Raw genomic sequence first — 21,414 nt, 5'->3', positions numbered from 1 at the left:
ACACCCCACACCCCACACCCCACACCCCACACCCCACACCCCACACCCCACACCCCACTATCCTATACTTTTTAAACAGGATTTAGTATGACCCTACCAGCCTAAAAATAGCAAAAAACCCGGTGGGAAAATCTCCCCACCGGGTCAAAAAGGCAAAAGTAAAGAATTATTTCTGATCGGCCTTTTTGCTTGACTTATCGCCCATTTTGTACTTACGCAAGAAGCGATCGACCCGGCCCTCCGTATCGATCATCTTCTGGGTTCCCGTATAAAAAGGATGATTACCCGACCAAACCTCCACATGAATTTCTGGTTTTGTCGAACCCACCGTCATCACCAGTTCACCATTACAGATCACCTTAGCTTCCGGATACCAAGTAGGATGAATTTTTTTCGGCATAATAAACCTCTCTATTAACCTAACGTTTCGAGTATTGAGGCGCTTTGCGCGCTTTGTGAAGACCGTATTTTTTCCGTTCCTTCGCCCGGGGATCCCGAGTCAGATAACCTTCACTCTTGAGGGGAGGACGATTTTCCGGCGCTAATTGACATAAAGCTCTAGCGACACCCAATTTCACCGCGTCCGCTTGGCCAGTCAAACCACCGCCCTCGGCCTTAACGATGATATCATACTCGTTTTCCAGTCCCAAAGTCTCCAGAGGAGCCTTGATCGTCTGGATATAGGTGGGAATGCGGTTAAAATGGGTTTCTCCATCGCGACCGTTAACGGTAATTGCCCCCGTCCCCGGCACGAGACGCACGGCAGCGACCGCCGATTTGCGTCGTCCCGTTCCCCAATAAACTACCTTATTTTTACTGTCCGTGGCTTGCATTGACTTAATTTCCTCCTGCGGGAATCGTATTAATCGCTAAAACTTCCGGTTGTTGTGCCTGATGGGGATGTTCCGCACCGGCATAAACTTTCAGTTTCGTGAACAATTTCCGACCTAAGCTATTTTTCGGGAGCATTCCCTTAACAGCGTGTTCGATAATCCGTTCGGGAATGCGTTTTTGCAGTTTATCGAAGCTTTCTACCTTCATACCACCCGGTCTGCCGGAGTCGCGGCGATAAACTTTCTGTTGGCGTTTTTTGCCCGTCACCGTCACTTTTTCGGCGTTAATAACAATGACAAAATCCCCCGTATCCAGATGGGGGGTGAAAGTGGCTTTATTTTTGCCCCGTAGAATCATAGCGATCTCGGTGGCCAGACGACCTAGACGCTGATCGGCCGCATCAATGACGTACCATTTCTGCTCTAGAGTCTCTAAATTTGGTAGAGGTGTTTTGTTCATGGTGAGTTTGCCTTGGTTTACAAAAATAATTTTTTTTATTGCCGACCTGGGTGTTGGGGTGTTGGGGTGTTAGGGTGTTGGGGTGTTGGGTTTTAGTTGAAATTCCCCCACTTCCCTATTCCCCCATTCCCCTCTGCTCGGAAATAATAAAGAGGCTGAGTCTCGAACCAGACGCTATCGGCAAAGGGAAAATCGGCGTAACCCACCCGCAGTAAACATAGTCCTTTAGCTGGTGCGGCGTATTTGACCAATTCTCGGCGCTGATTGACCCAGATGTCGGTAAAGTTTTCTAGCGATCGCTCACCAGTTCCCACCTCCACCAACATTCCCACCAATAGGCGCACCATCCCGTACAAAAAGCCATTGGCTTGAATTTCCATCTGTACAAACGGCCCTTGACGGTAGCATTCCACCCCTTGTACTTCTACCCAGGAATGGTCACGACTAGAGTTAGCACGGTGAAAGGCGGCCAGATGGTGCTTACCCAATAGAGGCTTTAAGGCCCTGGCCATCAAATCGGCATCGAGGGGACGATGGTAGTAGTGCCAACTAAAGGGGCTAACAAATAGATTGGGGATGGGGTCGGTATAGAGGGTGTAACGATAACGTCGCCAGAGGGCCGAGAAACGGGCGTGCCAGCGATCGGGAACCCGGGCCGAGGCCCGGATGACGATATCGTCATCTAGCCGAGCATTGAGAACCTTAGCCCAATGGCAAGGTGGGATCGGACTCTGCTGCTCGAAATGGGCAACTTGGGCGGCGGCGTGAACACCGCTATCGGTACGTCCGGCCCCGTGCAGAGTGACGTCATGACCGAGAATATCGGCCAGAGCCTTCTCGATTTCTTCCTGCACGCTCCTGTGATCGGGTTGCCGTTGCCAGCCGTGGAAATTAGTTCCCACATACTGGATAACTAGGGCGATCCGCGACTGGTGGCAAGCTGTCATCGTTACATCAGTTCGATAATCGCCATGGGGGCATTATCCCCGCGACGGCGCAGGGTACGCACGACCCTGGTATAACCGCCGTTACGACCGCCATAACGGGCTTGTGCGCCTTCAAAGAGGGCGTGAACCAGTTGTTTATCGTAGATGTAGCCCATAGCCTGGCGACGGGCGCTCAGGGAACCGTCTTTAGCTAGGGTGATAATGTGGTCTACCTCTGCTCGCACCGCTTTCGCTTTCGCTAGGGTGGTGGTGATCTGACCGTGGCGAATTAGCTGGGTGGCCAAGCTGCGCAGCAGTGCCTTTCTTTGGTCAGCCGGTAGACCCAATTGAGGCACTTTACATCGATGTCTCATGGTATTTTCCTGGAATTGGGTTTACTTGCTTTTTTCTTGGGGTAGGGTGATGCCTAACCGTTTTTGTAGGGCTTCAATGACTTCTTCCGCCGATTTCTGCCCAAAGTTTTTGATTTCTAAGAGATCTTCTTGGCTGTAATCGAGGAGGTCGGCTACGGTGTTGATCTGCGCTCGCTTCAGGCAATTGTAGGCGCGCACGGATAATTGTAGTTCCTCGATCGGAATTTGGTTTTCTTGGTTGATCTCTTGGTCGTCAAAGTTACCGGAGGATTCGAGGGCGTTGAGATCCTTGAGCGGGTTAAAGAGATTAACTAGCATATCGGCCGCTTGGGAAAGGGCTTCTTTGGGGTTAATGCTCCCGTTTGTCCAAATTTCTAAGAGCAGACGATCTCTAGCTTGACCGCTTTCGGAACGGATATCTTCGACGCTGTAGTTGACTTTGGTTACGGGCATAAAAATCGAGTCGATTTGCAGAAAGTCTAGCGAAGTGGCTTCTTCTTTACTGCGATCGATCGCCCGATAGCCTTTGCCTTTTTCCACGCGAAATTCCATCTCTAGCTTGGCCCCTTCGGCTAGGGTAGCGACGTACTGATTGCGATCGACTATCTCCACTTCTGAGGGTAAATCGAATTGTGCCGCCACTACCGTCGCCGGTCCAGTTGCCACTAAACGCCCGATCTGGGTTTGATTGGTGTAGCTTTTCAGGATGATTTCTTTCATGTTGAGCATGAGTTCCATCACGTCCTCGCGTACTCCCTGGACGGTGGCAAATTCGTGATTGACTCCCGCGATCCGCAGGGCCGTCACGGCCGCCCCTTCCAGATTGGAAATGAGAATCCGTCTCAGGGCATTACCTACGGTCGTACCCTGGCCTCTTTCCAGAGGCTCTAGTACAAATTTACTGTACTGACTCTGATTCTTGTAAGTTTTTGCTTCTACACACTCGATTTGAAATTGCGCCACCGATTGACCTCCCTTGTTCAGTTATCAGTTATCAGTTATCAGTTTTCAGTTTTCTTAGCGTTCAGCATTTAACGTTCAGCGTTCAGTTTTTTGATCAGATGGTCTTTGACGACCCGATTCTCCTGCTGATGTGCGAAAAGCTAACGGCTGCCGGCCTCAAGATCCCTGTCACCTGAAAAAGCTGTTCACTGTTTACACTCTCCGGCGTTTGGGAGGACGACAACCATTGTGGGGGATGGGGGTCACGTCCCGGATCAGGGTGATTTCTAATCCTGCTCCTTGCAGGGCCCGGATTGCGGTTTCCCGTCCTGCCCCAGGGCCACTAACCATCACTTCTAGTTGACGCATTCCCTGTTCGATCGCTCGGCGGGCAGCGTTATCGGCGGCGGTTTGGGCGGCGAAGGGGGTTCCTTTTTTGGCTCCTTTAAAACCACTCGATCCCGCCGATGCCCAAGAGATCACATCGCCTTTGCTATCGGCGATCGTGACAATGGTATTGTTGAAGGTCGATTGAATGTGAGCGACTCCGGTAGGAATATTTTTCTTCTGTTTTTTGGGTCCGGTTTTTTTGGTTGGTCGCGCCATAGTTTTTCTTGATTGGGGGATATCGCAATGAATAAAAAATTATTTCTTGGAGGGGGCTTTTTTCTTCCCTGCCACTGTCACCCGACGACCGCGACGGGTCCGCGCATTGGTTCGCGTCCGTTGCCCGCGCACGGGTAATCCTAGCCGATGCCGACGACCTCGATAGGTGCCGATATCGGCGAGGCGTTTGATGTTCATCGCCTCCCAGCGTCTCAAATCCCCCTCGATTTGATAATTTGTTTCGATATAAGTCCGTAGCGCCGCCACGTCTTCATCGCTGAGATCCTTGACCCGAGTGTCAGGGTTAACACCCGTCGCAGATAAGACTTCTTGGGAACGCGATAGACCCACTCCGTAGAGGTAGGTCAGGGCGATTTCCACACGCTTATCGCGAGGTAGGTCTACACCAGCTATCCTTGCCACGCTTTTTCTTTCTCCCTATGAACGATTTTTTTTCCAAAAACGACTACAATTAACGGTAACGATTCTCTGCCCCAAGACAGTGACTTTGGTGGGTTAACCTTGTCTCTGCTTGTGTTTGGGGTTAGAACAAATTACCATGACTCGACCGCGCCGACGGATGACGCGGCACTTTTCGCACATTTTTTTGACAGACGCTCTAACTTTCATGCCTAACTATTCTGGCAACACTGCAAGCTTACTATTATATCAGATTTCTTTTACCCGTGTCACCTATTTTTTTAAAATAAATTTGGCCGCTTATTAGGCTTTTTGGCTTCTCTGCCCCTATTTATCGCTATTTTTTTTGATTTTTCAGGCGATAGGTAATTCTGCCTTTGGTTAGGTCGTAGGGGGTCAGTTCCACTTTGACTCGATCGCCGGGGAGGATTTTGATATAATTACGGCGGATTTTGCCAGATATATGGGCCAAGACGTTGAAACCGTTATCTAAATCCACCCTAAACATGGCGTTGGGCAAGGATTCGGTGACGGTTCCTTCCATTTCGATGAGATCTTGTTTAGACAAAGTTAATTCCTCAATTTCACTAGAGACAATTTAATTTAATGATCGGCAGCATCAACCGTGCTTTCAGCACAATTCCCCCAGTATAGCTTATCAGTTATCAGTGATCAGTAATCAGTAATCAGATGTGAGTTTTCAGTCCACAGCAAAAAAGCTCCCCATCTCCCCACTCCCCCCGCAACGCGCACGAAGTGGTCTCCCCACTCCCCACTCCCCACCCCCATCTCCCCACTCCCAGGCAGTATTAACGAGTAATATTTAGATAATCAACAGCTTAACATTGCTGTGTTTTCACTGATTACTGATGACTGATTACTGATGACTGATTACTGTTCACTGTTCCCTGAAAAGCTAGATTACTCGACGACAATTCGCCATTCATGGAGTTCGTATTCCACACAACCATTCTCGATTAAAGGATCGCGAACTATAATTGCTTGAGCCTCCTCAAGAGAATCGGCCTTAAATAATAACATTCCGCCGCCCCTTTCTGCCCAATAACCGGTTTTTGCTGCTCGTCCTTGGCTAATTAAATCACGCACATAGTCCTTATGGGCGCTGACATAGCGATCGAAGGTAGTTTTATCAACAATGCCTTTTTCTATCTTGACAAACCAGGGCATAAATTCTCAGGAGACTAGGACTGATTAACAACCCTATAATTATACCGATTAATCTTGGCCGTCAATGGTGCAATGTAACAGAGCTATACAATTAGCTAGAGTTGTTGAAGATTGCTAGAATCGAGATAATATCTTCATTTCTCTACCTTGCTTGTCTCCATGAATCAACCCCAGGGATCTCTATTTTTTATTGCGCTTTTGCCGCCGCCAGAAGTACAGGAAATTGCCACAAAAATCAAGGTAGAGTTTGCAGAAATTTACAATAGTCGCGCCGCCCTGAAATCGCCTCCCCACGTCACTCTCCAACCCCCTTTCCGGTGGAATTTAGGACAATTACCGGATTTAGAAAGATGTTTAGAGGAATTTGCCCGCTTGCACGCTCCTATTCCCCTAATTCTCCAGAATTTTGCCGCCTTTAAACCGCGAGTCATTTATATTAATGTCCAGAAAACGCCAGAATTATTAACCCTGCAAAAACGGCTTTTACAGCAGCTAGAATCTTCCCTGAATATCATTGATAATGTCTCAAAAAGCCGAGCTTTTTCGCCCCATTTAACCGTTGGCTTCCGAGATTTAACTAAAGATAATTTCTGGAAAGCTTGGTCAAAATATGCTAATCAAGAGCTATTTTTTGAGGTGATGATCGATGAAATTACCCTCCTAATTCATAACGGTAAGCACTGGGAAATTTATCGGCAATTTTCTCTATGAATCTAGACCCTTGCAGGTTTCTATCTACAGAGGAAGGGGTTCTAGTGTTAAAATAGGAGAGAGCAGTTTTTAAAGCTTCATTTCAGGCTTTTTTGCGACATTTTAACCTATAGAGCCATTTTACTGCGACTCCGCCGCCCTGAAACCTATGTTACTCAAAAATCCCCCGAAAATCTCCCCCAATCTGATCAAACAGATAGAAGCGATCCTTGGCAAAGATGGAGTCATCCGTCGCAAAGATGAATTATTAACCTACGAGTGCGATGGTATCACAGGATACAGACAAAGACCCGCTCTTGTGGTATTGCCTCGCAGCACCGCAGAAATTGCGGCGGTGGTGAAACTCTGTCACGATAACGAGATTGCCTGGGTAGCGAGGGGTGCAGGAACGGGCTTATCGGGAGGGGCGTTACCCTTAGAAGAGGGGATTCTCATCGTCACGGCGCGGATGAATCAGATTCTCAGGGTTGATTTAGATAATCAAAGGGTGGTGGTACAGCCCGGGGTGATTAATAATTGGGTGACGCAAGCAGTAAGCGGGGCGGGATTTTATTATGCACCGGATCCCTCTAGTCAAATTATCTGCTCGATCGGCGGTAATGTGGCGGAAAATTCCGGCGGGGTTCACTGTTTAAAATACGGCGTGACTACCAATCACGTTATGGGCTTAAAAATCGTCCTTCCCGACGGTTCAATTATCGATGTGGGGGGTGCGGTACCGGAACAACCGGGCTACGATTTAACCGGTTTATTTGTGGGTTCCGAGGGAACTTTAGGCATCGCCACGGAAATCACCCTAAGAATTCTGAAAACTCCGGAATCTATCTGTGTTTTACTGGCCGATTTTACCAGTATCGAGGCGGCGGGCCAAGCGGTGGCGGATATTATTAAATCGGGAATGATTCCGGCGGGGATGGAGATTATGGATAATCTCAGTATCAACGCCGTGGAAGACGTGGTGGCTACCGGCTGTTATCCCCGGGATGCCGAGTCAGTTTTATTAGTGGAATTGGATGGTTTAGGGGTAGAAGTAACCAGGAATAAGCATCGGGTTGCCGAGATTTGCCGTCAAAATGGGGCGAGAAATATCACTACGGCTAATGATGCGGAAACCCGCTTGAAACTCTGGAAGGGCAGAAAAGCGGCTTTTGCGGCGGCGGGGAAAATTAGCCCTAATTACTTTGTGCAAGATGGGGTGATTCCCCGCACTCAATTGGTGTATGTTCTTCAGGAAATTAAGGCTTTAAGTGAAAAATACGGTTATAAAATCGCCAATGTTTTCCACGCCGGGGATGGCAATTTACACCCGTTGATTCTCTACAATAACAAGGTAGAGGGGGCCTGGGAAGAAGTGGAAGAGTTAGGCGGTGAAATTCTCAAACTTTGTGTGCGGGTTGGCGGCAGTTTATCGGGGGAACACGGTATCGGCATCGATAAAAATTGTTATATGCCCGCCATGTTCAACGAGATTGACTTAGAAACTATGGGCTATGTGCGGGACTGTTTTAATCCCAAAGGTTTAGCTAACCCGGGGAAATTATTCCCCACCCCGCGCAGCTGTGGGGAAGCCGCTAATGCCAAAATGCAAGGGTTTGCGGGGGTGGATGTGTTTTAGGTTATCGGCAAGTATTGACTGATGACTGATTACAGTCCACCTTGGGGTCCTAGGGGCAGATTGATATTAGAGGCGAAAACTGGGAGTTGTCTTTCCAGAAAGCGTTGAGTGACTAATTCTCGGAAAATCTCTAGATCTTTTTGCCATTGTCCCAGATATTGTTTGAGCAGATTTAATCGATCGCTGCCCTCGGCCAGATTATAGTTAAAGTTACCGGCAAATAATAGCGCCGCTAAGGTTTGGCCATCGGGTAATTGCAATTTTGCCTCGTTAATCGCCAGGGATAGCTGAGAGGTTTCTAGCTGATAAAGTAGATTGATGCTGGCTTGTAGGGGGGCTATACCGAAATTGTGCCAAGGACCGGGGGCGAGAAGAGTTTCGGTGATGTATTTTTTAGCGGCATCGGGGCTACTAGGGAGAGGAACAATACTTTTCGGCGCGATACCCAGGGCTTGATATTCGGCTAAAGGGAGTTTATCTAGATATAAACCAACAATTTCTGGCAGTTTCAGGTTCAGGCTATCGGGAGAGTTAATTATCTCCACAAAGGTAATTTTCCGGGGTTGGGCGACGATGCTGATGCCATTTTGAAAATTAACTTGAGCGTAATTAGGATTGAGTACCGGCTGGCCATTTAATTCCCAGTCGGGGGGAACTATTCCCGAATATTTGAGGAAATCAACCGTTAGCATGGCGGGATTGAGGCTTTTGGCTGTAATTGCGATGGAAAGTTCTTGTATTTCCCGCAAACTAGCCAGAGCTTGATTGGAGTTATTGTCATTGGTGGTAATCATCGGTTTTCTCCGTGGATATTTAAGTTTTGTCTCTAAGTAGGTGGGGGTTAAAAATTGTTCAGATCCGCCCCTTATTAAGGCGGGATCAAAGACAAAATCTATCTTCAATTTAATTGAAACCACTTACTTAGGGTTACAGTTAAATTATTCCGGGTCTCGGTGGCTTAGTCACTAATCAACTTAGACAAAGGACAAGAGAGCCATTCCAGATAACTATTACTCAATTCTTTCACAGCCAATTCATAGAACCTCTGACCGTGTTCGGGAGTGGCTAAAGCAGGATTGGAACCCATACGACCATCGGGGTAGTTTTGGCGAAAATTAGCCGCACCGTAAATACCATGACCAGAAGCCACTTTTTCGGATAAAAAGGCGTTTTTAAGGCTTTCAGGGTAAAGATACTGAGTTAACGCCACTTCGCTCGGTGTAGCGTGAGAACCCTCTTGATCTCCATACAATTCTTTGGCTAAAAGATAAACTTCTCGCACCATAAACCAATTGGCCACTTGACATTTAACCTCGTTTGTGTTAGGCAAATTGAGGGCATCCAAATGATAATAGGTTTCCGCAAAAGCGGCTTTTAGGGTGGCAATATTGCCCCCGTGACCATTGATAAAGAAAAATTGACGGAAACCGGCTCTAGCTAAACAAGTCACATAGTCGAGGATGACTTGAATCAAAGTGCTAGGACGAAGACTAATTGTACCTGGAAAAGCCGTATGATGTAGGGCCATGCCGACATTTAAGGTGGGTGCTACCATTGCTCGTACCTGTTTCCCCACTCCTTTAGCGATCGCCTCCGCACATAGAGCATCTGTACCAATCAGTCCCGTCGGCCCGTGTTGTTCCGTGGAACCAATGGGAATAATAATTCCCTGAGATTGTTCTAGATAGGATTCCACCTCTAACCATGTAGATAACTGTAATAACATTCGGCTCTAGCCTTCCAAAACGAATGCGGGTTGACAAATTGAGATAAAATTAGGACGAATAATCAAGTATTTTTATGTTAACCCTTGACAACCCCCCCTTGTCGGCGAGTACGGATTTCGTTCCCAATCATCGGATTTTAATCGTTGAAGATGAAGAAGTGATTCGGGATATGATTATTTTGGCTTTGGAAGAAGAAGGTTACGAGGCTCTCGGTGTTAGTGATGGTCGCGTTGCCCTAGAATTACTGCAAAGTCAAGAATCTAATCACGGTGAATCTCGTTTTGATTTGGTCGTTTTGGATTTAATGTTACCCCAAATCAACGGTCTTGATATCTGTCGTCTGTTGCGCTATCACGGCAATATTATCCCGATTTTAATTTTAAGTGCTAAGGCCAGCGAAACCGATCGAGTTTTGGGTTTAGAAGTGGGTGCCGATGATTATCTGACTAAACCCTTTAGTATGCGAGAATTAGTCGCTCGTTGTCGCGCTCTCATTCGTCGTCAAGGATTTACTTCCCTAGCTGCCGCTCCCGTGCGAAAATTCCGCGATGTTCTTCTCTATCCCCAGGAATGTCGGGTGACGGTGCGAGATGAAGAAATCAACCTTTCTCCTAAAGAATTCCGTATCCTAGACCTATTTATGAGTTATCCGCGCCGAGTTTGGTCAAGAGAGCAATTAATTGAACAAATTTGGGGGCCAGATTTTTTAGGAGACACCAAAACCGTCGATGTTCACATTCGCTGGTTACGGGAAAAACTAGAAATCGATCCCAGTCAACCGGAATACCTGATTACTGTACGCGGTTTCGGTTATCGTTTTGGCTAGGTGAGCGATTATATTTTCCAGATTAGCGATCGCCGCTCGCGCAGACAATGACTATTTTCGCTTTTATTTTGGGAGTAGTTTTAGGTTTGAGTATTTGTTACTGGCAAGTCTCACGCTTAAATAGAGAGTTAAAGCGAACCCTGAGCGCTCTCTCGGATTCGGCGGATTTGTCGGCTTCTTTTCCCGTTACCTCCCTGGTGCGTCGAGAATTACAGTTTCTCTCCCAAAGTCTGCAAGAGCGAGAAAAGAGCTTAGAAATTCAGAAATCCTTGCTAGAACGAGCGCCGATCGCCTATCTTCATGTCGATGCCGATAATCAACTGCTCTGGTGTAATCAACAGGCAATTACCCTCTTAAAACTCGATCGCTGGCAGCCAGATCAAGTGCGTCTGCTGCTGGAATTGGTGCGCTCCTACGAATTAGATCAATTAATTCAAGAAACTCGTCAAAAACAGAGTCCACAGGTGCAAACTTGGACTTTTTACCCGACTAATTATCCTGTCACCCCCATTAGCGATCGCAAAGTCATTGCTCCTAAATCGATTGCCTTGAAGGGTTACGGTTATCCGCTGCCGGAAGGTGAAATCGCTGTATTTATCGAAAATAGACAGCCTTTAGTGGAATTATCGCAAAATCGCGAGCGAGCTTTCTCTGACTTAACTCACGAGTTACGCACTCCCTTAACCTCCATTTCTCTCCTTACCGAAGCTTTACAAAAACGCCTCCAAGCTCCCGAAAGACGCTGGTTAGAACAAATGGCGAAAGAAGTGGAGCGTTTGAGCCAATTAGTCTGCGATTGGCTAGAAATCAGTGAATTACAAGCGGATGCGGGGCGCTCTTTACAATACCAGATGATTAATCTAGAGGACCTCATCAGCGCCGCTTGGCAGACTGTCACCCCAATAGCCGCCCAAAAACAGATTAGCTTAGATTATTCCTCTCCGGTGGATTGGACGCTGGAAGTGGATCACTCTCGTCTGCTGCAAGTTTTCCTGAATCTCTTTGATAATGCCATTAAGTATAGTCCCGATCAGGGGAAAATTCGCCTAGAAATTCGGGAAATATCCGATACTATCGGGGAAAAATGGCTGAAAATTGACGTTATCGACAACGGGAAGGGATTTAACGAAGCGGATCTACCCTACGTTTTTGATCGCCTCTTTCGTGGTGATCCTTCCCGCACCCGTCAAAAACAAAGCACAAAGGATTATAGTACCGGTTTAGGTTTATCGATTGCCAAAGAGATTATTCAAGCCCATGGCGGTTCGATCGTCGCTCAAAATGATCCTAACACCGGTGGCGCTCGCCTACAAGTCACTCTCCCCCGTCAAAAAAAGGCAGTGGGGTGATGGGTGTGGGGTGTGGGGAGAAAAAAATCTGTCAAGTTCTCTGGACAACTGTACAAAATCGAAAATTTTCTTGTTATCACTGTAGAGAAAGAGTAGTTTTATGTTAAGCGAATCTGACCGTGAGCCTATCCAAAGAAACCAATCATCCCGATCGCACCTATTTCGCTCGTTCTCTCCAGCGATTGGAACAGGATGTGCTGAGAATGGGCACCTTGGTCGAAGAATCCTTTCGTCTTAGCCATCAATCCCTTTTTGCTAGGGATTTGGAAATGGCGAAAAAAATCGCCCCCCTTGACAAGGAAATCGATCGCTACTACCGTCAAATCGAGTTAGATTGTGCCACTCTCATGACTCTACAGGCTCCCGTAGCCCAAGATTTGCGGCTTTTAAGTGCTTTTATGCAATTAGTGCGCGATTTGGAACGTATCGGCGATTATGCCAAGGATTTGGCTGAAATAGCTCTCAAATTATTCGCCTATACTCCCCACGATTGTATGGGTGAGATCGAGGCTATGTCCCACCATGCCCAGTATATGTTAGCCACGAGCCTTGTTGCTCTGGCCGACCTCGATCAAGAAGCAGGTCCAAAGGTGAAAGAACTAGATAATACGGTCGATCGAGCCTATGATTATCTCTATCACACTCTCGCCCATCAAAGAGATATCAAGGGTGTGGTGGAACCAATCCTGCTGATGGCTTTACTCATCCGTCATCTGGAACGCATGGCCGATCACGCCACCAATATCGCCCAAAGGGTATCTTACATCGTTACCGGACAGAGAGGCTGAGGGTGTGGAGGCTCCTGAGATGATTTTCCTCGAACTCTGGCCCCCGCTTTTAGCGTTTACGACTCAGGGGGTTGAAAATTTCACTTAACCCCTCCCCCAAGAGGGATAAACCCACCACCATCGTGGTCATTGCTAATCCGGGGAATAAAGTGGTCCACCAGATACCTGTAGATAAATCCGCCAAAGCTTCCTTGAGATCATGACCCCATTCAGGCACTTCTTCCGGTAATCCTAAGCCTAAAAAGCCTAAACCGCCTAAAACCAGGATCGCATCCGCCGCATTGAGGGTAAAAAGAACCGGGACACTTTGGACGACATTAAAGAAAAGATATTTTGATAATATACGGCTAGGACTGGCACCGATCGCTCGCGCCGCTTCGATAAATAACTCATTTTTAACGCTGGCGGTTTGATTTCTGACCACGCGAAAATATTGGGGAATATAGGCAATGCTAACAGCGATCGCTACATTGACGATACCACGACCCAAAACGAAGGCCAGAGCCACCGATAATAATAACCCCGGCAAGGTGTAGAGGGTATCCATGAGAAAGAGGAGAACGCGATCGATCTTACCCCCCAAATAACCGCTAATTAACCCTAAAGGAACCCCGATGACTAAAGATAATCCTGTGGCCAAAAATACCACGGACAAGGCCGCCCGGGACCCGAATAGGGTGCGGGAAAAGACATCATAACCGCGCACATTCGTCCCGAACCAATGGGCAGAACTGGGGGCTTGTAGGGGATAATTGCTTAAAATGTCGGTTGGATCCTGAATCAGGCCGATCGCTTGCAGAAGGGGCGAAAACAGGGCAATCAGGATAAAAATAATTGTCAATACCAACCCAACCCCTAGGAGCTTAGTAGTTAGGTTGGGTTTCAGAAAAGGATCGATCGGCAATTTAACAGGAGTCATCGACAAAATTTAGCCATTGCATAGAACGCTAATTGTACAAGAGCAGTGTTTTTTCAAACAGCCGGGGCCGAAACGACCATAAACCAGAGTAAGACTGCTAAAGCTAAAACAGTTAGTTTAATCAGGATATAAAGCAGTCCGTTGGGATAAAGGAGATCGTGAAACATATTACCTCCTTGGGAGAGTAGCGATTGTCCCTCTCTATCTTTGATCTTAAGTCTTTCTTTGTTCAGCTGACGCACAACTTAACAAAACGTGCGATTATAGGGAAAAAGATTTTTTCACTAGCTATGGCACTACTGACCACGGGAAAACCATTTATTCGCGATCTGGAACAATACGGTGCTTTAGGGGTTTACGCACCCTTAGAAGGGGGTTACGAGGGACGCTATCAAAGACGTTTACGGGCCACCGGTTACAATGTCCTGCATATCACCGCTAGAGGTCTAGGCGATTTAAGTGCCTATCTTACCGGCATTCATGGAGTCCGTCCCCCCCATTTAGGTAAAAAAAATATTGGTCGGGAAGCAGCCGTCGGACCGGTTTATTTTATTCCTCCCATTGCTACCTATCAATTGGAAAATTTACCCCCCAAATCTAAAGGTTTAGTGATTTGGATTATTGAAAGTTTTGTTTTGTCCTCGGAAGAAAAACAATACTTAATTAATCTTAGTCAACAGGAACCCCGGTTAAAATTTGTCCTCGAATTGGGTGGGGAAAGATATTTCCGTTGGCAACCTTTGAGCAAATCTTTAGTCGCTGCCTAAATTACCGAAATAACACGGTTATTGAAATATCTCCCCCTCAACCCCTCTCCCCGGAGAGGGAAACTTCAATTCTTGAGAGTTTGTTGTTCCTTTCTCACCTTTTGGTAGCTATTTATTTAATTTTCTTAATTTTGCGAGTTGGCCTAGGGGAATTTGCCATAATATGGGATATCGTTGCCGCAAAAAACCTAGGAGTTAAATCGTGACAGTGAGAGTTCGTATTGCCCCCAGTCCCACGGGAAATTTACACATTGGAACAGCGCGCACAGCCGTGTTTAACTGGCTTTTTGCCCATCATCACCGAGGGAAATTTATCTTGCGCGTGGAAGATACAGATTTAGAACGTTCTCGACCAGAATATACCGAAAATATTCAAGCGGGCCTACAATGGTTAGGACTGAATTGGGATGAAGGTCCTTTTTTTCAAACTCAACGCCTTAATTATTATCGTCAAGCCATTCAAACCCTGCTCGATCGAGGTTTAGCCTATCGTTGTTATTGTACCCCAGAAGAATTGGAAAAAATGCGGGAAGAACAAAAAGCCCGCAATCTTGCCCCCCGTTACGATAATCGTCACCGTTATCTCACCCCCGAACAACAAGCGCAATTCGAGCAAGGGGGGAGAAAAGCAGTAATTCGTTTTATTATTGACGATGATCGAGAAATTATTTGGCAGGATTTAATCCGGGAAAAAGTTATCTGGAAAGGTAGTGATTTAGGTGGCGATATGGTGATCGCTCGTACCTCGGAAAATGGGGAAGAAAACTTCGGTCAGCCTCTCTATAATTTAGCGGTAGTTGTTGATGATATCGATATGGAAATTACCCATGTTATTCGTGGGGAAGATCACATCGCTAATACGGCTAAACAAATTCTTTTATACGAAGCTTTGGGGGCAAAAGTGCCGGAGTTTGCCCACAGTCCTTTGATCTTAAATCAGGAGGGTCGCAAGTTATCTAAACGGGATGGAGTCACTTCGATCGATGATTTCCGAAAACTGGGTTTTCTGCCGCAAGCTTTGGTTAATTACATGACTCTCCTCGGTTGGACTCCTCCCGATTCCACCGAAGAAATTTTTACCCTTGAAGCGGCCGCTGAAGTGTTTAGTTTAGAACGGGTAAATAAAGCGGGGGCAAAATTTGACTGGACTAAATTGGATTGGATTAATAGTCAATATCTTCATCGTTTAACCGGTGAGGAATTAGTGCCTTTACTTCTCCCCTACTGGCAAGAAGCGGGGTATAATTTTGCTGCTGAAACCGATCGAGCTTGGTTGATCGGTTTGGCTACTCTCATCGGTCCGAGTTTAACTCGTTTAAGCGATGCTGTCGCTGAAAGTCGTTTACTTTTAACCCCTCTGGCTAATTATAATCAGGAGGCTTTAAGTCAATTACAATTAGAGGGAGTTAAGGATATTATCAAGGATATTCTCGCCGCTATTACTCCCGATTTGACCGGAGAAGCTGCTAAGGGAATTGTTGAGACAACAACTAAAGCCCATCGGGTTAAAAAAGGTCTGGTGATGAAGTCTCTACGCGCCGCTTTGATGGGGGAGTTACACGGTCCGGATTTAATGCAGTCTTGGCTACTTCTCAATCAAAAAGGTTGGGATCTATCCCGTCTTCAGCAAGCAGTAAATAGTTAAATTGATTGGCTATCAGTTATCAGAAAATTTCCTGTATATTAGGGTTGACAAATGCCCTAAGATTGCTATATACTTTCTAGTATAATGGGAATCCGTGTCGCCCTGCATACCCTGCTAGGGGGACTGAGGGGACGGGGGTGGATTTTTCCCCTAGCTGTCAGGGACGATCTAGAAACTTTCTTAATTTTCAGGCATTATCCGCAACTTTTCCCTAAATATAGATTTGTTGATCTCCTGACAAAAACCTATGGGTGAAAAAAAACGAATTGGAATTCTTACCAGTGGTGGCGACTGTGCGGGTTTAAATGCCGCCATTCGTGCCGTTGTCCACCATGCCAGTGGCAATTATGGCTGGGAAGTGGTGGGTATTCGAGAAGCAACTAACGGATTAATTAACCGTCCCCCAAAAACCACTATCTTTGATATTGAAGGAGTCGATCGCCTGTTGGTGATGGGAGGAACAATTCTCGGTACTACCAATAAGGGGGATCCCTTCGCTTTCCCGATGCCCGATGGAACCCTGATCGATCGCTCTCAGGACATCATTGACGGCTATCATAGTCTGGGACTGGATGCCCTGATCGGCATCGGTGGCGATGGTAGTCTGGCGATTTTGCGCCGTATTGCCCAACAGGGAGGCATTAATCTGATTGGTATCCCCAAAACCATCGATAATGATGTGGGAGCTACAGAAGTCTCCATCGGCTTCGATACAGCTACTAATATCGCCACAGAAGCCCTCGATCGCCTCCATTTTACCGCCGCTAGTCATAACCGGGTGATGATTCTAGAAGTTATGGGTAGAGATGCCGGCCATATCGCCCTGGCTGCCGGTATTGCGGGGGGGGCCCATATCATTCTCATTCCCGAAATTCCCTACCGATTAGAGAAGGTCTGCGAGAAGATCCGGCAACGGCAGCGTCTGGATAAACAGTTTTCTCTGATTATTGTCTCCGAGGCTGTGCGTACCGAAACTGGCAATCGCCTAGTGCAAAAGGAAGCCCTAGGGGAAGATCGTCTCGGGGGTATCGGTCGCTATTTAGCCGAAGAAGTTGCCAGGGAAACCGGGGCCGAAACGAGAGTGACTTTCCTGGGCCATATTCAACGGGGGGGTATTCCTTCTCCGATGGATCGCTTACTGGGGGCGGCTTTTGGCGTGGCGGCCGTGGATTTGATCGCCCGAGGAGAATTCGATCGCATGGTGGCCTGGCAAAATCGGCAAGTGGTCAGTGTTCCCATTGAGGAGGCGATTAAAACCTATCGCATCGTCGATCTCGAAGAAACTTTAGTCAAAACCGCCAGGGGTTTGGGTATTTGTCTAGGGGATTGAGATTAAATCTAGGGGAATCGGTGCGAGAATTAACCCTTAAGTATCGCCCTTTCCCCACCGATTAAAATTACCCCTCAAATAAAGAGGCTCTTCTAGGTTCTGTATGATCAGTTTAACTTACATTATGATCGATCGATCTTTGTGTCCTTTGTGTCTTTGTGGTTCGTTCCACCCCCTCGCTCTTGAGAAATGTATCTTAGAATACATTTTACCCACCAAACCTAGGAGAGCCATAAAGATAAACTCTGATAATTATTTTTCGGCAATTTCGCCAGTAAACCTAAATGATTAATAGTTCGGTTAATGTAGCAGAAAGATTGTTAGAAATCAACGATCTCGATCAAGAATTATTTAATTATTTTCAAGACAAATTACTTGATTCTGAGCAATTATCTCGTACCTTAGTGAGTTTTCAAGGTAATAAGAACCAACCAGTTTATCGCTGGTATAAATATAAAGAGGGTTTTTCCGTTGATCTGATAGTTTATCTTCTAGAAAAATATGGTATCAAACGAGGAAAAATACTAGACCCTTTCGCTGGCAGCGGAACAACTTTGTTTGCGGCGGCAGCCAGGGGTTTATCAGCAGATGGAATAGAACTATTGCCGATTGGACAGGAATTAATTATTACTAGACAAATTTTAGAAAATGGCTTAAATAGTGATGATATACATCGTCTAGAGTATTGGTCTAACCATAGCCTTTGGCAACAGGTAGATGACAAAGTTAAGTTATTAGAATTACCAATTACTCAAGGAGCATATCCCCAAGAAAATCAGGCTTGTATAGAAAGTTACTTAGGTTTGATTGCCCAAGAGAATGAGCGAGTGCAAGCGATCTTAAAACTTGCCTTACTTTCTATTCTCGAATCAATTAGCTATACTAGAAAAGATGGTCAATACCTCCGTTGGGATTATCGTTCTGGTAAACAACAGGGCAAAAATATATTTGACAAAGGAAAAATTTTAGACTTTAAAATTGCCCTACATAGCAAGTTACGAGAAATTCTCGCAGATTTAGAGCCTAGTCAGCAACAATTGGAACTTTTTTCTAGAGATTATCCTCGGGGAAAAATTCAACTATATCAAGGTTCTTGTCTTGAGATTTTGCCAGAGATTTCCTCAGAAAAATACGATTCTATTATTACTTCTCCTCCTTATTGTAATCGCTATGATTATACTCGTATCTACGCTTTGGAATTGGCTCTGTTGGGAATAGATCAACTACAATTAAAACAATTACGTCAACAAATGCTTAGTTGCACTGTTGAAAATAAACCCAAAGAGTTACTAAAAATCAATGAACATTGGTCGCCAGCCATTGCCATAACTGATCGTCAAAAATTATTAGAAAGTATCCTAGGTTATTTAGAGGAATTAAAATCAAGCAAGGCCTTAAATAACCATGGTATTCCTCGGATGATTAGGGGGTATTTTCTGGAAATGTCTTGTCTAATTTATGAATGCTTTCGGGTTATGAAATCCTCTGGTATTTTCTGTGTGATTAATGATAACGTTCGCTATGCGGGAGCTAGTATTTCTGTAGATTTAATTTTGTCAAAAATTGCTGAAGAAATTGGATTTAAAGTAGAAAATATTTTAGTAGTTCCTCAGGGAAAAGGTAATAGTAGTCAGCAAATGGGATGTCATGGTAGAGAATCTTTAAGAAAATGTATTTATGTGTGGAGAAAGCCTTAATGGAAAAACCCTATCTCTTGCATTTAAACCAAAGTTGTGATTTGGAGACTACCTATGAAGCTATCCGTTCAGGATTTATTGCTCTAGCCTTAGAAAAAAATCAGAGAGCTACTCCTTTAATTGCAGAAGCAAGAACCTTAAAAATTATTGCACAAACCGTAAACAATCCTAGAGATTTACTAAACATCCCAGATATTCAAGCGGCTTTATTAACTGCATCGGGAATTTCTGATAAAGCTAAAAATTATTTACATCCCCAAGACAAGGTAGAAGCAATTCAAGAATTAATTGTCAATTTTCTGGAACCTGCGGGGACTAATTTTGTCGAGGAGTTAGTCTATAGATTTCTATTGATTCGGGGTGACACTTTAGGAGGAATCATGAGAAACGCGGGTGGCTCCTTAGCTCAAAGTAAATTTACTCGTTCTCTATTAGCAACTTTAAGAGTAGCAGGGATTGCTTATGATTGGCTCAATTCTAGTAATAATCAATGGAGAGAAGCTGAAGAAATGACACCTAATCTAGAAATCTTGGTTAGAGGTGTTAGCTGGTTAAATAACAGCCAACCAAGAACAATAATTTATAATGTCAATGTTCCCATTGTTAATAACAACAATATTGATTTGTGCCTTTTAAAATGTGATTCGACGCAATTAGCTAATCAAAAAATCAAAAAACAAACCTTACAATCTCCTGATTTATACATTGCTTTGGGAGAATTGAAAGGTGGGATTGATCCCGCTCGAGCAGATGAACATTGGAAAACTGCTCGTACTGCTTTGCAGAGAATTGATGATGCTTTTAGAAAAATCTCTAAGCATCCTTATACTTTTTTTATCGGCGCTGCTATTGAAACAAAAATGGCTAGGGAAATTTATCAGCAATTAGAGACGAAAAAACTCACCAATGCCGCTAACTTAACCAATGATAATCAACTGGTTTCAATTATGCGTTGGCTATGCCATCTTTAAGCTTAATTAATATTTAGAAAATTACCAATCAAATAAAGAAGTTATATCATTTTTCAAAAGTAATGACAGACTTAGTTGATCATTTCAAAGCGCAATCCCTCTCGGAGAAAGGAATTGCACTTTCAGATGTTAGTCACGACTATTGAAAATTGGTATTATTTCACCATTAAGGTAACTGCTGTAATTAACTCCCTTTATGGCATAGAATTACAATATAGTCATTTCAATTAAGATTGAGAATATCAATGCCAGAGTCCATAAGGGTTTAACTGGTCTAGAGTGTATCAGACTTATCTGAAATGATTATAAGATAAACGCCGTCAAACATACACACTTCTCCCGCCCCGTTGTATCAAAAGCTACAATTTAATAAATATTTACATTACTCGACTGGCGATTCACGCAGTTGGCTAATCTCCATTCCTACAAATTACAATTGAGTTAAGATATTCATTTAATTTAAACAGGTGAGCGATGAAATCAAAAGTCAGTATTGAAATAGAAAAGAGAGAAGGAAGATATTCTGCTTACAGTCCTGAAATTAAAGGATATATAGCAGAAGGAAATTCTTTAGATTCAGTCATTGATGCGATCAAACAAGCCATCCAATCCCATTGGCATCAACAAGAAGAAGAATCCAGCAAGACAACGGCCCAATCGCTTCTCGAACTTTTTGAAAATATTACAGCCGGCATGACCGAAACAGAAATCAACAATTTGCCGAGGGACGGCGCACAAGAACATGACCACTATATCTATGGTATTCCTAAAAGCGATTCATGAGAACTATCTTTGCTGATACATTTTATTGGACAGCATCCATCAATCCTAGAGATAATTGGCACGGTCAAGTAATTGCTATTACTCGCACATTAGAACAATTTTGTCTTGTGACAACTGAAGAAGTTTTAGCAGAGACTTTGACTTTTTTTTCAGCTTACGGGAGTCAGATGAGACAGCGTGCTTGTCAACTTGTTCAAGGAATAATAAAAAACCCCAATATTCAGGTAATCCACCAAACTCATGAATCATTTTTAGCGGGTCTAACTCTTTACCAAAATCGTCCTGACAAAGAATATAGTCTCATTGATTGTATCTCTATGCAGACGATGCGAGAACTGGAAATTATCGAGATATTGACCCATGATAAACATTTTACTCAGGAAGGTTTTGTCATTTTGCTATAGTGCAATCGCCCTCGATTCTTAAGGTATTTAGGGTTGGCGGCAAAAAGTTTGTTGGTGGGGTTAGGAGTCGGTCGTCAGTAGCCGGTCGTCAGTAGCCGGTCGTTTCAGGCTTTGTTGCCCTCTCTTTTTGTAC

General features: G+C 45.0%; 27 protein-coding genes. 12 read left to right on the top strand and 15 right to left on the bottom strand.

Going from position 1 to position 21,414, the window contains the following annotated elements; genetic code table 11:
• Window positions 1-166: 166 nt before the first annotated feature.
• The 11 genes from rpmE to O9295_RS01140 all read right to left on the bottom strand — a co-directional run bounded on the left by rpmE (window position 167) and on the right by O9295_RS01140 (window position 5,749).
• Window positions 167-400 (bottom strand): 50S ribosomal protein L31, encoded by a 234-nt coding sequence (gene rpmE, locus O9295_RS01190; protein ID WP_002760058.1) that lies wholly within the window; start codon window positions 398-400, stop codon window positions 167-169.
• 19 nt (window positions 401-419) lie between these two features.
• Window positions 420-833: a 30S ribosomal protein S9 gene (gene rpsI / locus O9295_RS01185; protein WP_002760057.1), complete on the bottom strand. Its 414-nt coding sequence runs from the start codon at window positions 831-833 to the stop codon at window positions 420-422.
• 4 nt (window positions 834-837) lie between these two features.
• Window positions 838-1,293, bottom strand: coding sequence for a 50S ribosomal protein L13 (gene rplM / locus O9295_RS01180; RefSeq protein ID WP_002735375.1), 456 nt, complete (start codon window positions 1,291-1,293; stop codon window positions 838-840).
• A 92-nt stretch (window positions 1,294-1,385) separates the two neighbouring features.
• A complete protein-coding gene (truA, locus tag O9295_RS01175) occupies window positions 1,386-2,240 on the bottom strand; it encodes a tRNA pseudouridine(38-40) synthase TruA (protein ID WP_288031069.1) in 855 nt (284 codons plus the stop codon).
• A gap of 2 nt (window positions 2,241-2,242) precedes the next feature.
• On the bottom strand, window positions 2,243-2,593 hold the full coding sequence (rplQ, locus tag O9295_RS01170) for a 50S ribosomal protein L17 (protein ID WP_024970315.1): 351 nt from the start codon (window positions 2,591-2,593) through the stop codon (window positions 2,243-2,245).
• Window positions 2,594-2,614: 21 nt separating this feature from the next.
• Window positions 2,615-3,556: a DNA-directed RNA polymerase subunit alpha gene (locus tag O9295_RS01165; protein WP_158200657.1), complete on the bottom strand. Its 942-nt coding sequence runs from the start codon at window positions 3,554-3,556 to the stop codon at window positions 2,615-2,617.
• Between the two features lie 192 nt (window positions 3,557-3,748).
• The gene (rpsK, locus tag O9295_RS01160) at window positions 3,749-4,141 is read right to left on the bottom strand and encodes a 30S ribosomal protein S11 (RefSeq protein ID WP_147073121.1); all 393 of its coding nucleotides are present in this window, start codon (window positions 4,139-4,141) and stop codon (window positions 3,749-3,751) included.
• A 39-nt stretch (window positions 4,142-4,180) separates the two neighbouring features.
• Window positions 4,181-4,564, bottom strand: a complete 384-nt coding sequence (rpsM, locus tag O9295_RS01155; protein WP_002735415.1) for a 30S ribosomal protein S13 — start codon at window positions 4,562-4,564, stop codon at window positions 4,181-4,183.
• A 93-nt stretch (window positions 4,565-4,657) separates the two neighbouring features.
• Window positions 4,658-4,771, bottom strand: a complete 114-nt coding sequence (gene rpmJ / locus O9295_RS01150; RefSeq protein ID WP_012593611.1) for a 50S ribosomal protein L36 — start codon at window positions 4,769-4,771, stop codon at window positions 4,658-4,660.
• Window positions 4,772-4,898: 127 nt separating this feature from the next.
• Window positions 4,899-5,129: a translation initiation factor IF-1 gene (infA, locus tag O9295_RS01145; protein ID WP_002737109.1), complete on the bottom strand. Its 231-nt coding sequence runs from the start codon at window positions 5,127-5,129 to the stop codon at window positions 4,899-4,901.
• Between the two features lie 353 nt (window positions 5,130-5,482).
• Complete coding sequence (locus tag O9295_RS01140; protein WP_002736524.1) at window positions 5,483-5,749, bottom strand: YciI family protein; 267 nt, start codon at window positions 5,747-5,749, stop codon at window positions 5,483-5,485.
• Window positions 5,750-5,908: 159 nt separating this feature from the next.
• Between O9295_RS01140 and O9295_RS01135 the strand changes: the two genes are divergently transcribed.
• Window positions 5,909-6,460, top strand: coding sequence for a 2'-5' RNA ligase family protein (locus O9295_RS01135; protein ID WP_288031066.1), 552 nt, complete (start codon window positions 5,909-5,911; stop codon window positions 6,458-6,460).
• A gap of 148 nt (window positions 6,461-6,608) precedes the next feature.
• Window positions 6,609-8,075, top strand: coding sequence for a glycolate oxidase subunit GlcD (glcD, locus tag O9295_RS01130; protein ID WP_147070378.1), 1,467 nt, complete (start codon window positions 6,609-6,611; stop codon window positions 8,073-8,075).
• A gap of 29 nt (window positions 8,076-8,104) precedes the next feature.
• Here glcD and O9295_RS01125 read toward each other — a convergent pair whose 3' ends face one another.
• Together O9295_RS01125 and O9295_RS01120 are read right to left on the bottom strand one after the other, a co-directional pair.
• Window positions 8,105-8,869, bottom strand: coding sequence for a hypothetical protein (locus O9295_RS01125; protein WP_147070376.1), 765 nt, complete (start codon window positions 8,867-8,869; stop codon window positions 8,105-8,107).
• A 164-nt stretch (window positions 8,870-9,033) separates the two neighbouring features.
• The gene (locus tag O9295_RS01120) at window positions 9,034-9,801 is read right to left on the bottom strand and encodes a creatininase family protein (protein WP_288031061.1); all 768 of its coding nucleotides are present in this window, start codon (window positions 9,799-9,801) and stop codon (window positions 9,034-9,036) included.
• A 74-nt stretch (window positions 9,802-9,875) separates the two neighbouring features.
• Between O9295_RS01120 and O9295_RS01115 the strand changes: the two genes are divergently transcribed.
• The 3 genes from O9295_RS01115 to phoU all read left to right on the top strand — a co-directional run bounded on the left by O9295_RS01115 (window position 9,876) and on the right by phoU (window position 12,765).
• Complete coding sequence (locus tag O9295_RS01115) at window positions 9,876-10,628, top strand: response regulator transcription factor (RefSeq protein WP_190721458.1); 753 nt, start codon at window positions 9,876-9,878, stop codon at window positions 10,626-10,628.
• Between the two features lie 47 nt (window positions 10,629-10,675).
• Window positions 10,676-11,977, top strand: a complete 1,302-nt coding sequence (locus tag O9295_RS01110) for a sensor histidine kinase (RefSeq protein ID WP_287738810.1) — start codon at window positions 10,676-10,678, stop codon at window positions 11,975-11,977.
• A 119-nt stretch (window positions 11,978-12,096) separates the two neighbouring features.
• Window positions 12,097-12,765 (top strand): phosphate signaling complex protein PhoU, encoded by a 669-nt coding sequence (gene phoU, locus O9295_RS01105; RefSeq protein WP_002759704.1) that lies wholly within the window; start codon window positions 12,097-12,099, stop codon window positions 12,763-12,765.
• A gap of 49 nt (window positions 12,766-12,814) precedes the next feature.
• Here the strand turns inward: phoU and O9295_RS01100 are convergent, their stop codons facing one another.
• Together O9295_RS01100 and O9295_RS01095 are read right to left on the bottom strand one after the other, a co-directional pair.
• Window positions 12,815-13,684 (bottom strand): ABC transporter permease, encoded by an 870-nt coding sequence (locus O9295_RS01100; RefSeq protein WP_288031057.1) that lies wholly within the window; start codon window positions 13,682-13,684, stop codon window positions 12,815-12,817.
• 53 nt (window positions 13,685-13,737) lie between these two features.
• Window positions 13,738-13,926, bottom strand: a complete 189-nt coding sequence (locus O9295_RS01095; RefSeq protein ID WP_002759701.1) for a hypothetical protein — start codon at window positions 13,924-13,926, stop codon at window positions 13,738-13,740.
• 48 nt (window positions 13,927-13,974) lie between these two features.
• On the opposite strand from O9295_RS01095, the gene O9295_RS01090 reads away from it, so the two are divergent.
• The 7 genes from O9295_RS01090 to O9295_RS01060 all read left to right on the top strand — a co-directional run bounded on the left by O9295_RS01090 (window position 13,975) and on the right by O9295_RS01060 (window position 21,281).
• Window positions 13,975-14,451 carry an NAD(P)H-quinone oxidoreductase subunit N gene (locus O9295_RS01090; protein ID WP_002735370.1) on the top strand — a complete coding sequence of 159 codons (477 nt, stop codon included), beginning with the start codon at window positions 13,975-13,977 and terminating at the stop codon, window positions 14,449-14,451.
• A 202-nt stretch (window positions 14,452-14,653) separates the two neighbouring features.
• Window positions 14,654-16,096, top strand: a complete 1,443-nt coding sequence (gene gltX / locus O9295_RS01085) for a glutamate--tRNA ligase (protein WP_288031056.1) — start codon at window positions 14,654-14,656, stop codon at window positions 16,094-16,096.
• A gap of 247 nt (window positions 16,097-16,343) precedes the next feature.
• The gene (locus tag O9295_RS01080) at window positions 16,344-17,426 is read left to right on the top strand and encodes an ATP-dependent 6-phosphofructokinase (protein ID WP_288031054.1); all 1,083 of its coding nucleotides are present in this window, start codon (window positions 16,344-16,346) and stop codon (window positions 17,424-17,426) included.
• A 284-nt stretch (window positions 17,427-17,710) separates the two neighbouring features.
• Window positions 17,711-19,123: a DNA methyltransferase gene (locus O9295_RS01075; RefSeq protein WP_288031052.1), complete on the top strand. Its 1,413-nt coding sequence runs from the start codon at window positions 17,711-17,713 to the stop codon at window positions 19,121-19,123.
• Window positions 19,096-20,094, top strand: a complete 999-nt coding sequence (locus tag O9295_RS01070) for a type II restriction endonuclease (RefSeq protein ID WP_353851833.1) — start codon at window positions 19,096-19,098, stop codon at window positions 20,092-20,094. The genes O9295_RS01075 and O9295_RS01070 overlap by 28 nt, the downstream gene beginning before the upstream one ends.
• A gap of 474 nt (window positions 20,095-20,568) precedes the next feature.
• Window positions 20,569-20,877 (top strand): type II toxin-antitoxin system HicB family antitoxin, encoded by a 309-nt coding sequence (locus tag O9295_RS01065; RefSeq protein ID WP_079209338.1) that lies wholly within the window; start codon window positions 20,569-20,571, stop codon window positions 20,875-20,877.
• Entirely contained in the window at window positions 20,874-21,281 is a 408-nt protein-coding gene (locus tag O9295_RS01060) for a type II toxin-antitoxin system VapC family toxin (protein WP_079209337.1), read from the top strand. Before O9295_RS01065 ends, O9295_RS01060 begins: the two co-directional genes overlap by 4 nt.
• Window positions 21,282-21,414: the final 133 nt, after the last annotated feature.

It is taken from the genome of Microcystis sp. LE18-22.4A (genome assembly GCF_027531105.1).
GTDB classification, from domain to species: Bacteria; Cyanobacteriota; Cyanobacteriia; order Cyanobacteriales; family Microcystaceae; genus Microcystis; species Microcystis aeruginosa.
The sequence above is the reverse complement of the archived record's forward strand: the minus strand, read 5'-3'. Positions and strand labels throughout refer to the sequence as shown.

What these genes read in the sequence shown, in the direction of transcription:
- O9295_RS01135 (WP_288031066.1), top strand. Translation starts at nt 5,909, where the DNA reads ATGAATCAACCCCAGGGATCTCTATTTTTTATTGCGCTTTTGCCGCCG.
- rplM (WP_002735375.1), bottom strand. Translation starts at nt 1,293, where the DNA reads ATGAACAAAACACCTCTACCAAATTTAGAGACTCTAGAGCAGAAATGG.
- O9295_RS01070 (WP_353851833.1), top strand. Translation starts at nt 19,096, where the DNA reads ATGTATTTATGTGTGGAGAAAGCCTTAATGGAAAAACCCTATCTCTTG.
- O9295_RS01115 (WP_190721458.1), top strand. Translation starts at nt 9,876, where the DNA reads ATGTTAACCCTTGACAACCCCCCCTTGTCGGCGAGTACGGATTTCGTT.
- O9295_RS01060 (WP_079209337.1), top strand. Translation starts at nt 20,874, where the DNA reads ATGAGAACTATCTTTGCTGATACATTTTATTGGACAGCATCCATCAAT.
- O9295_RS01075 (WP_288031052.1), top strand. Translation starts at nt 17,711, where the DNA reads ATGATTAATAGTTCGGTTAATGTAGCAGAAAGATTGTTAGAAATCAAC.
- O9295_RS01100 (WP_288031057.1), bottom strand. Translation starts at nt 13,684, where the DNA reads ATGACTCCTGTTAAATTGCCGATCGATCCTTTTCTGAAACCCAACCTA.
- rpmE (WP_002760058.1), bottom strand. Translation starts at nt 400, where the DNA reads ATGCCGAAAAAAATTCATCCTACTTGGTATCCGGAAGCTAAGGTGATC.
- truA (WP_288031069.1), bottom strand. Translation starts at nt 2,240, where the DNA reads ATGACAGCTTGCCACCAGTCGCGGATCGCCCTAGTTATCCAGTATGTG.
- glcD (WP_147070378.1), top strand. Translation starts at nt 6,609, where the DNA reads ATGTTACTCAAAAATCCCCCGAAAATCTCCCCCAATCTGATCAAACAG.
- O9295_RS01090 (WP_002735370.1), top strand. Translation starts at nt 13,975, where the DNA reads ATGGCACTACTGACCACGGGAAAACCATTTATTCGCGATCTGGAACAA.
- O9295_RS01065 (WP_079209338.1), top strand. Translation starts at nt 20,569, where the DNA reads ATGAAATCAAAAGTCAGTATTGAAATAGAAAAGAGAGAAGGAAGATAT.
- rpsK (WP_147073121.1), bottom strand. Translation starts at nt 4,141, where the DNA reads ATGGCGCGACCAACCAAAAAAACCGGACCCAAAAAACAGAAGAAAAAT.
- O9295_RS01110 (WP_287738810.1), top strand. Translation starts at nt 10,676, where the DNA reads ATGACTATTTTCGCTTTTATTTTGGGAGTAGTTTTAGGTTTGAGTATT.
- rpsI (WP_002760057.1), bottom strand. Translation starts at nt 833, where the DNA reads ATGCAAGCCACGGACAGTAAAAATAAGGTAGTTTATTGGGGAACGGGA.
- O9295_RS01140 (WP_002736524.1), bottom strand. Translation starts at nt 5,749, where the DNA reads ATGCCCTGGTTTGTCAAGATAGAAAAAGGCATTGTTGATAAAACTACC.
- O9295_RS01125 (WP_147070376.1), bottom strand. Translation starts at nt 8,869, where the DNA reads ATGATTACCACCAATGACAATAACTCCAATCAAGCTCTGGCTAGTTTG.
- rpmJ (WP_012593611.1), bottom strand. Translation starts at nt 4,771, where the DNA reads ATGAAAGTTAGAGCGTCTGTCAAAAAAATGTGCGAAAAGTGCCGCGTC.
- O9295_RS01080 (WP_288031054.1), top strand. Translation starts at nt 16,344, where the DNA reads ATGGGTGAAAAAAAACGAATTGGAATTCTTACCAGTGGTGGCGACTGT.
- rplQ (WP_024970315.1), bottom strand. Translation starts at nt 2,593, where the DNA reads ATGAGACATCGATGTAAAGTGCCTCAATTGGGTCTACCGGCTGACCAA.
- O9295_RS01120 (WP_288031061.1), bottom strand. Translation starts at nt 9,801, where the DNA reads ATGTTATTACAGTTATCTACATGGTTAGAGGTGGAATCCTATCTAGAA.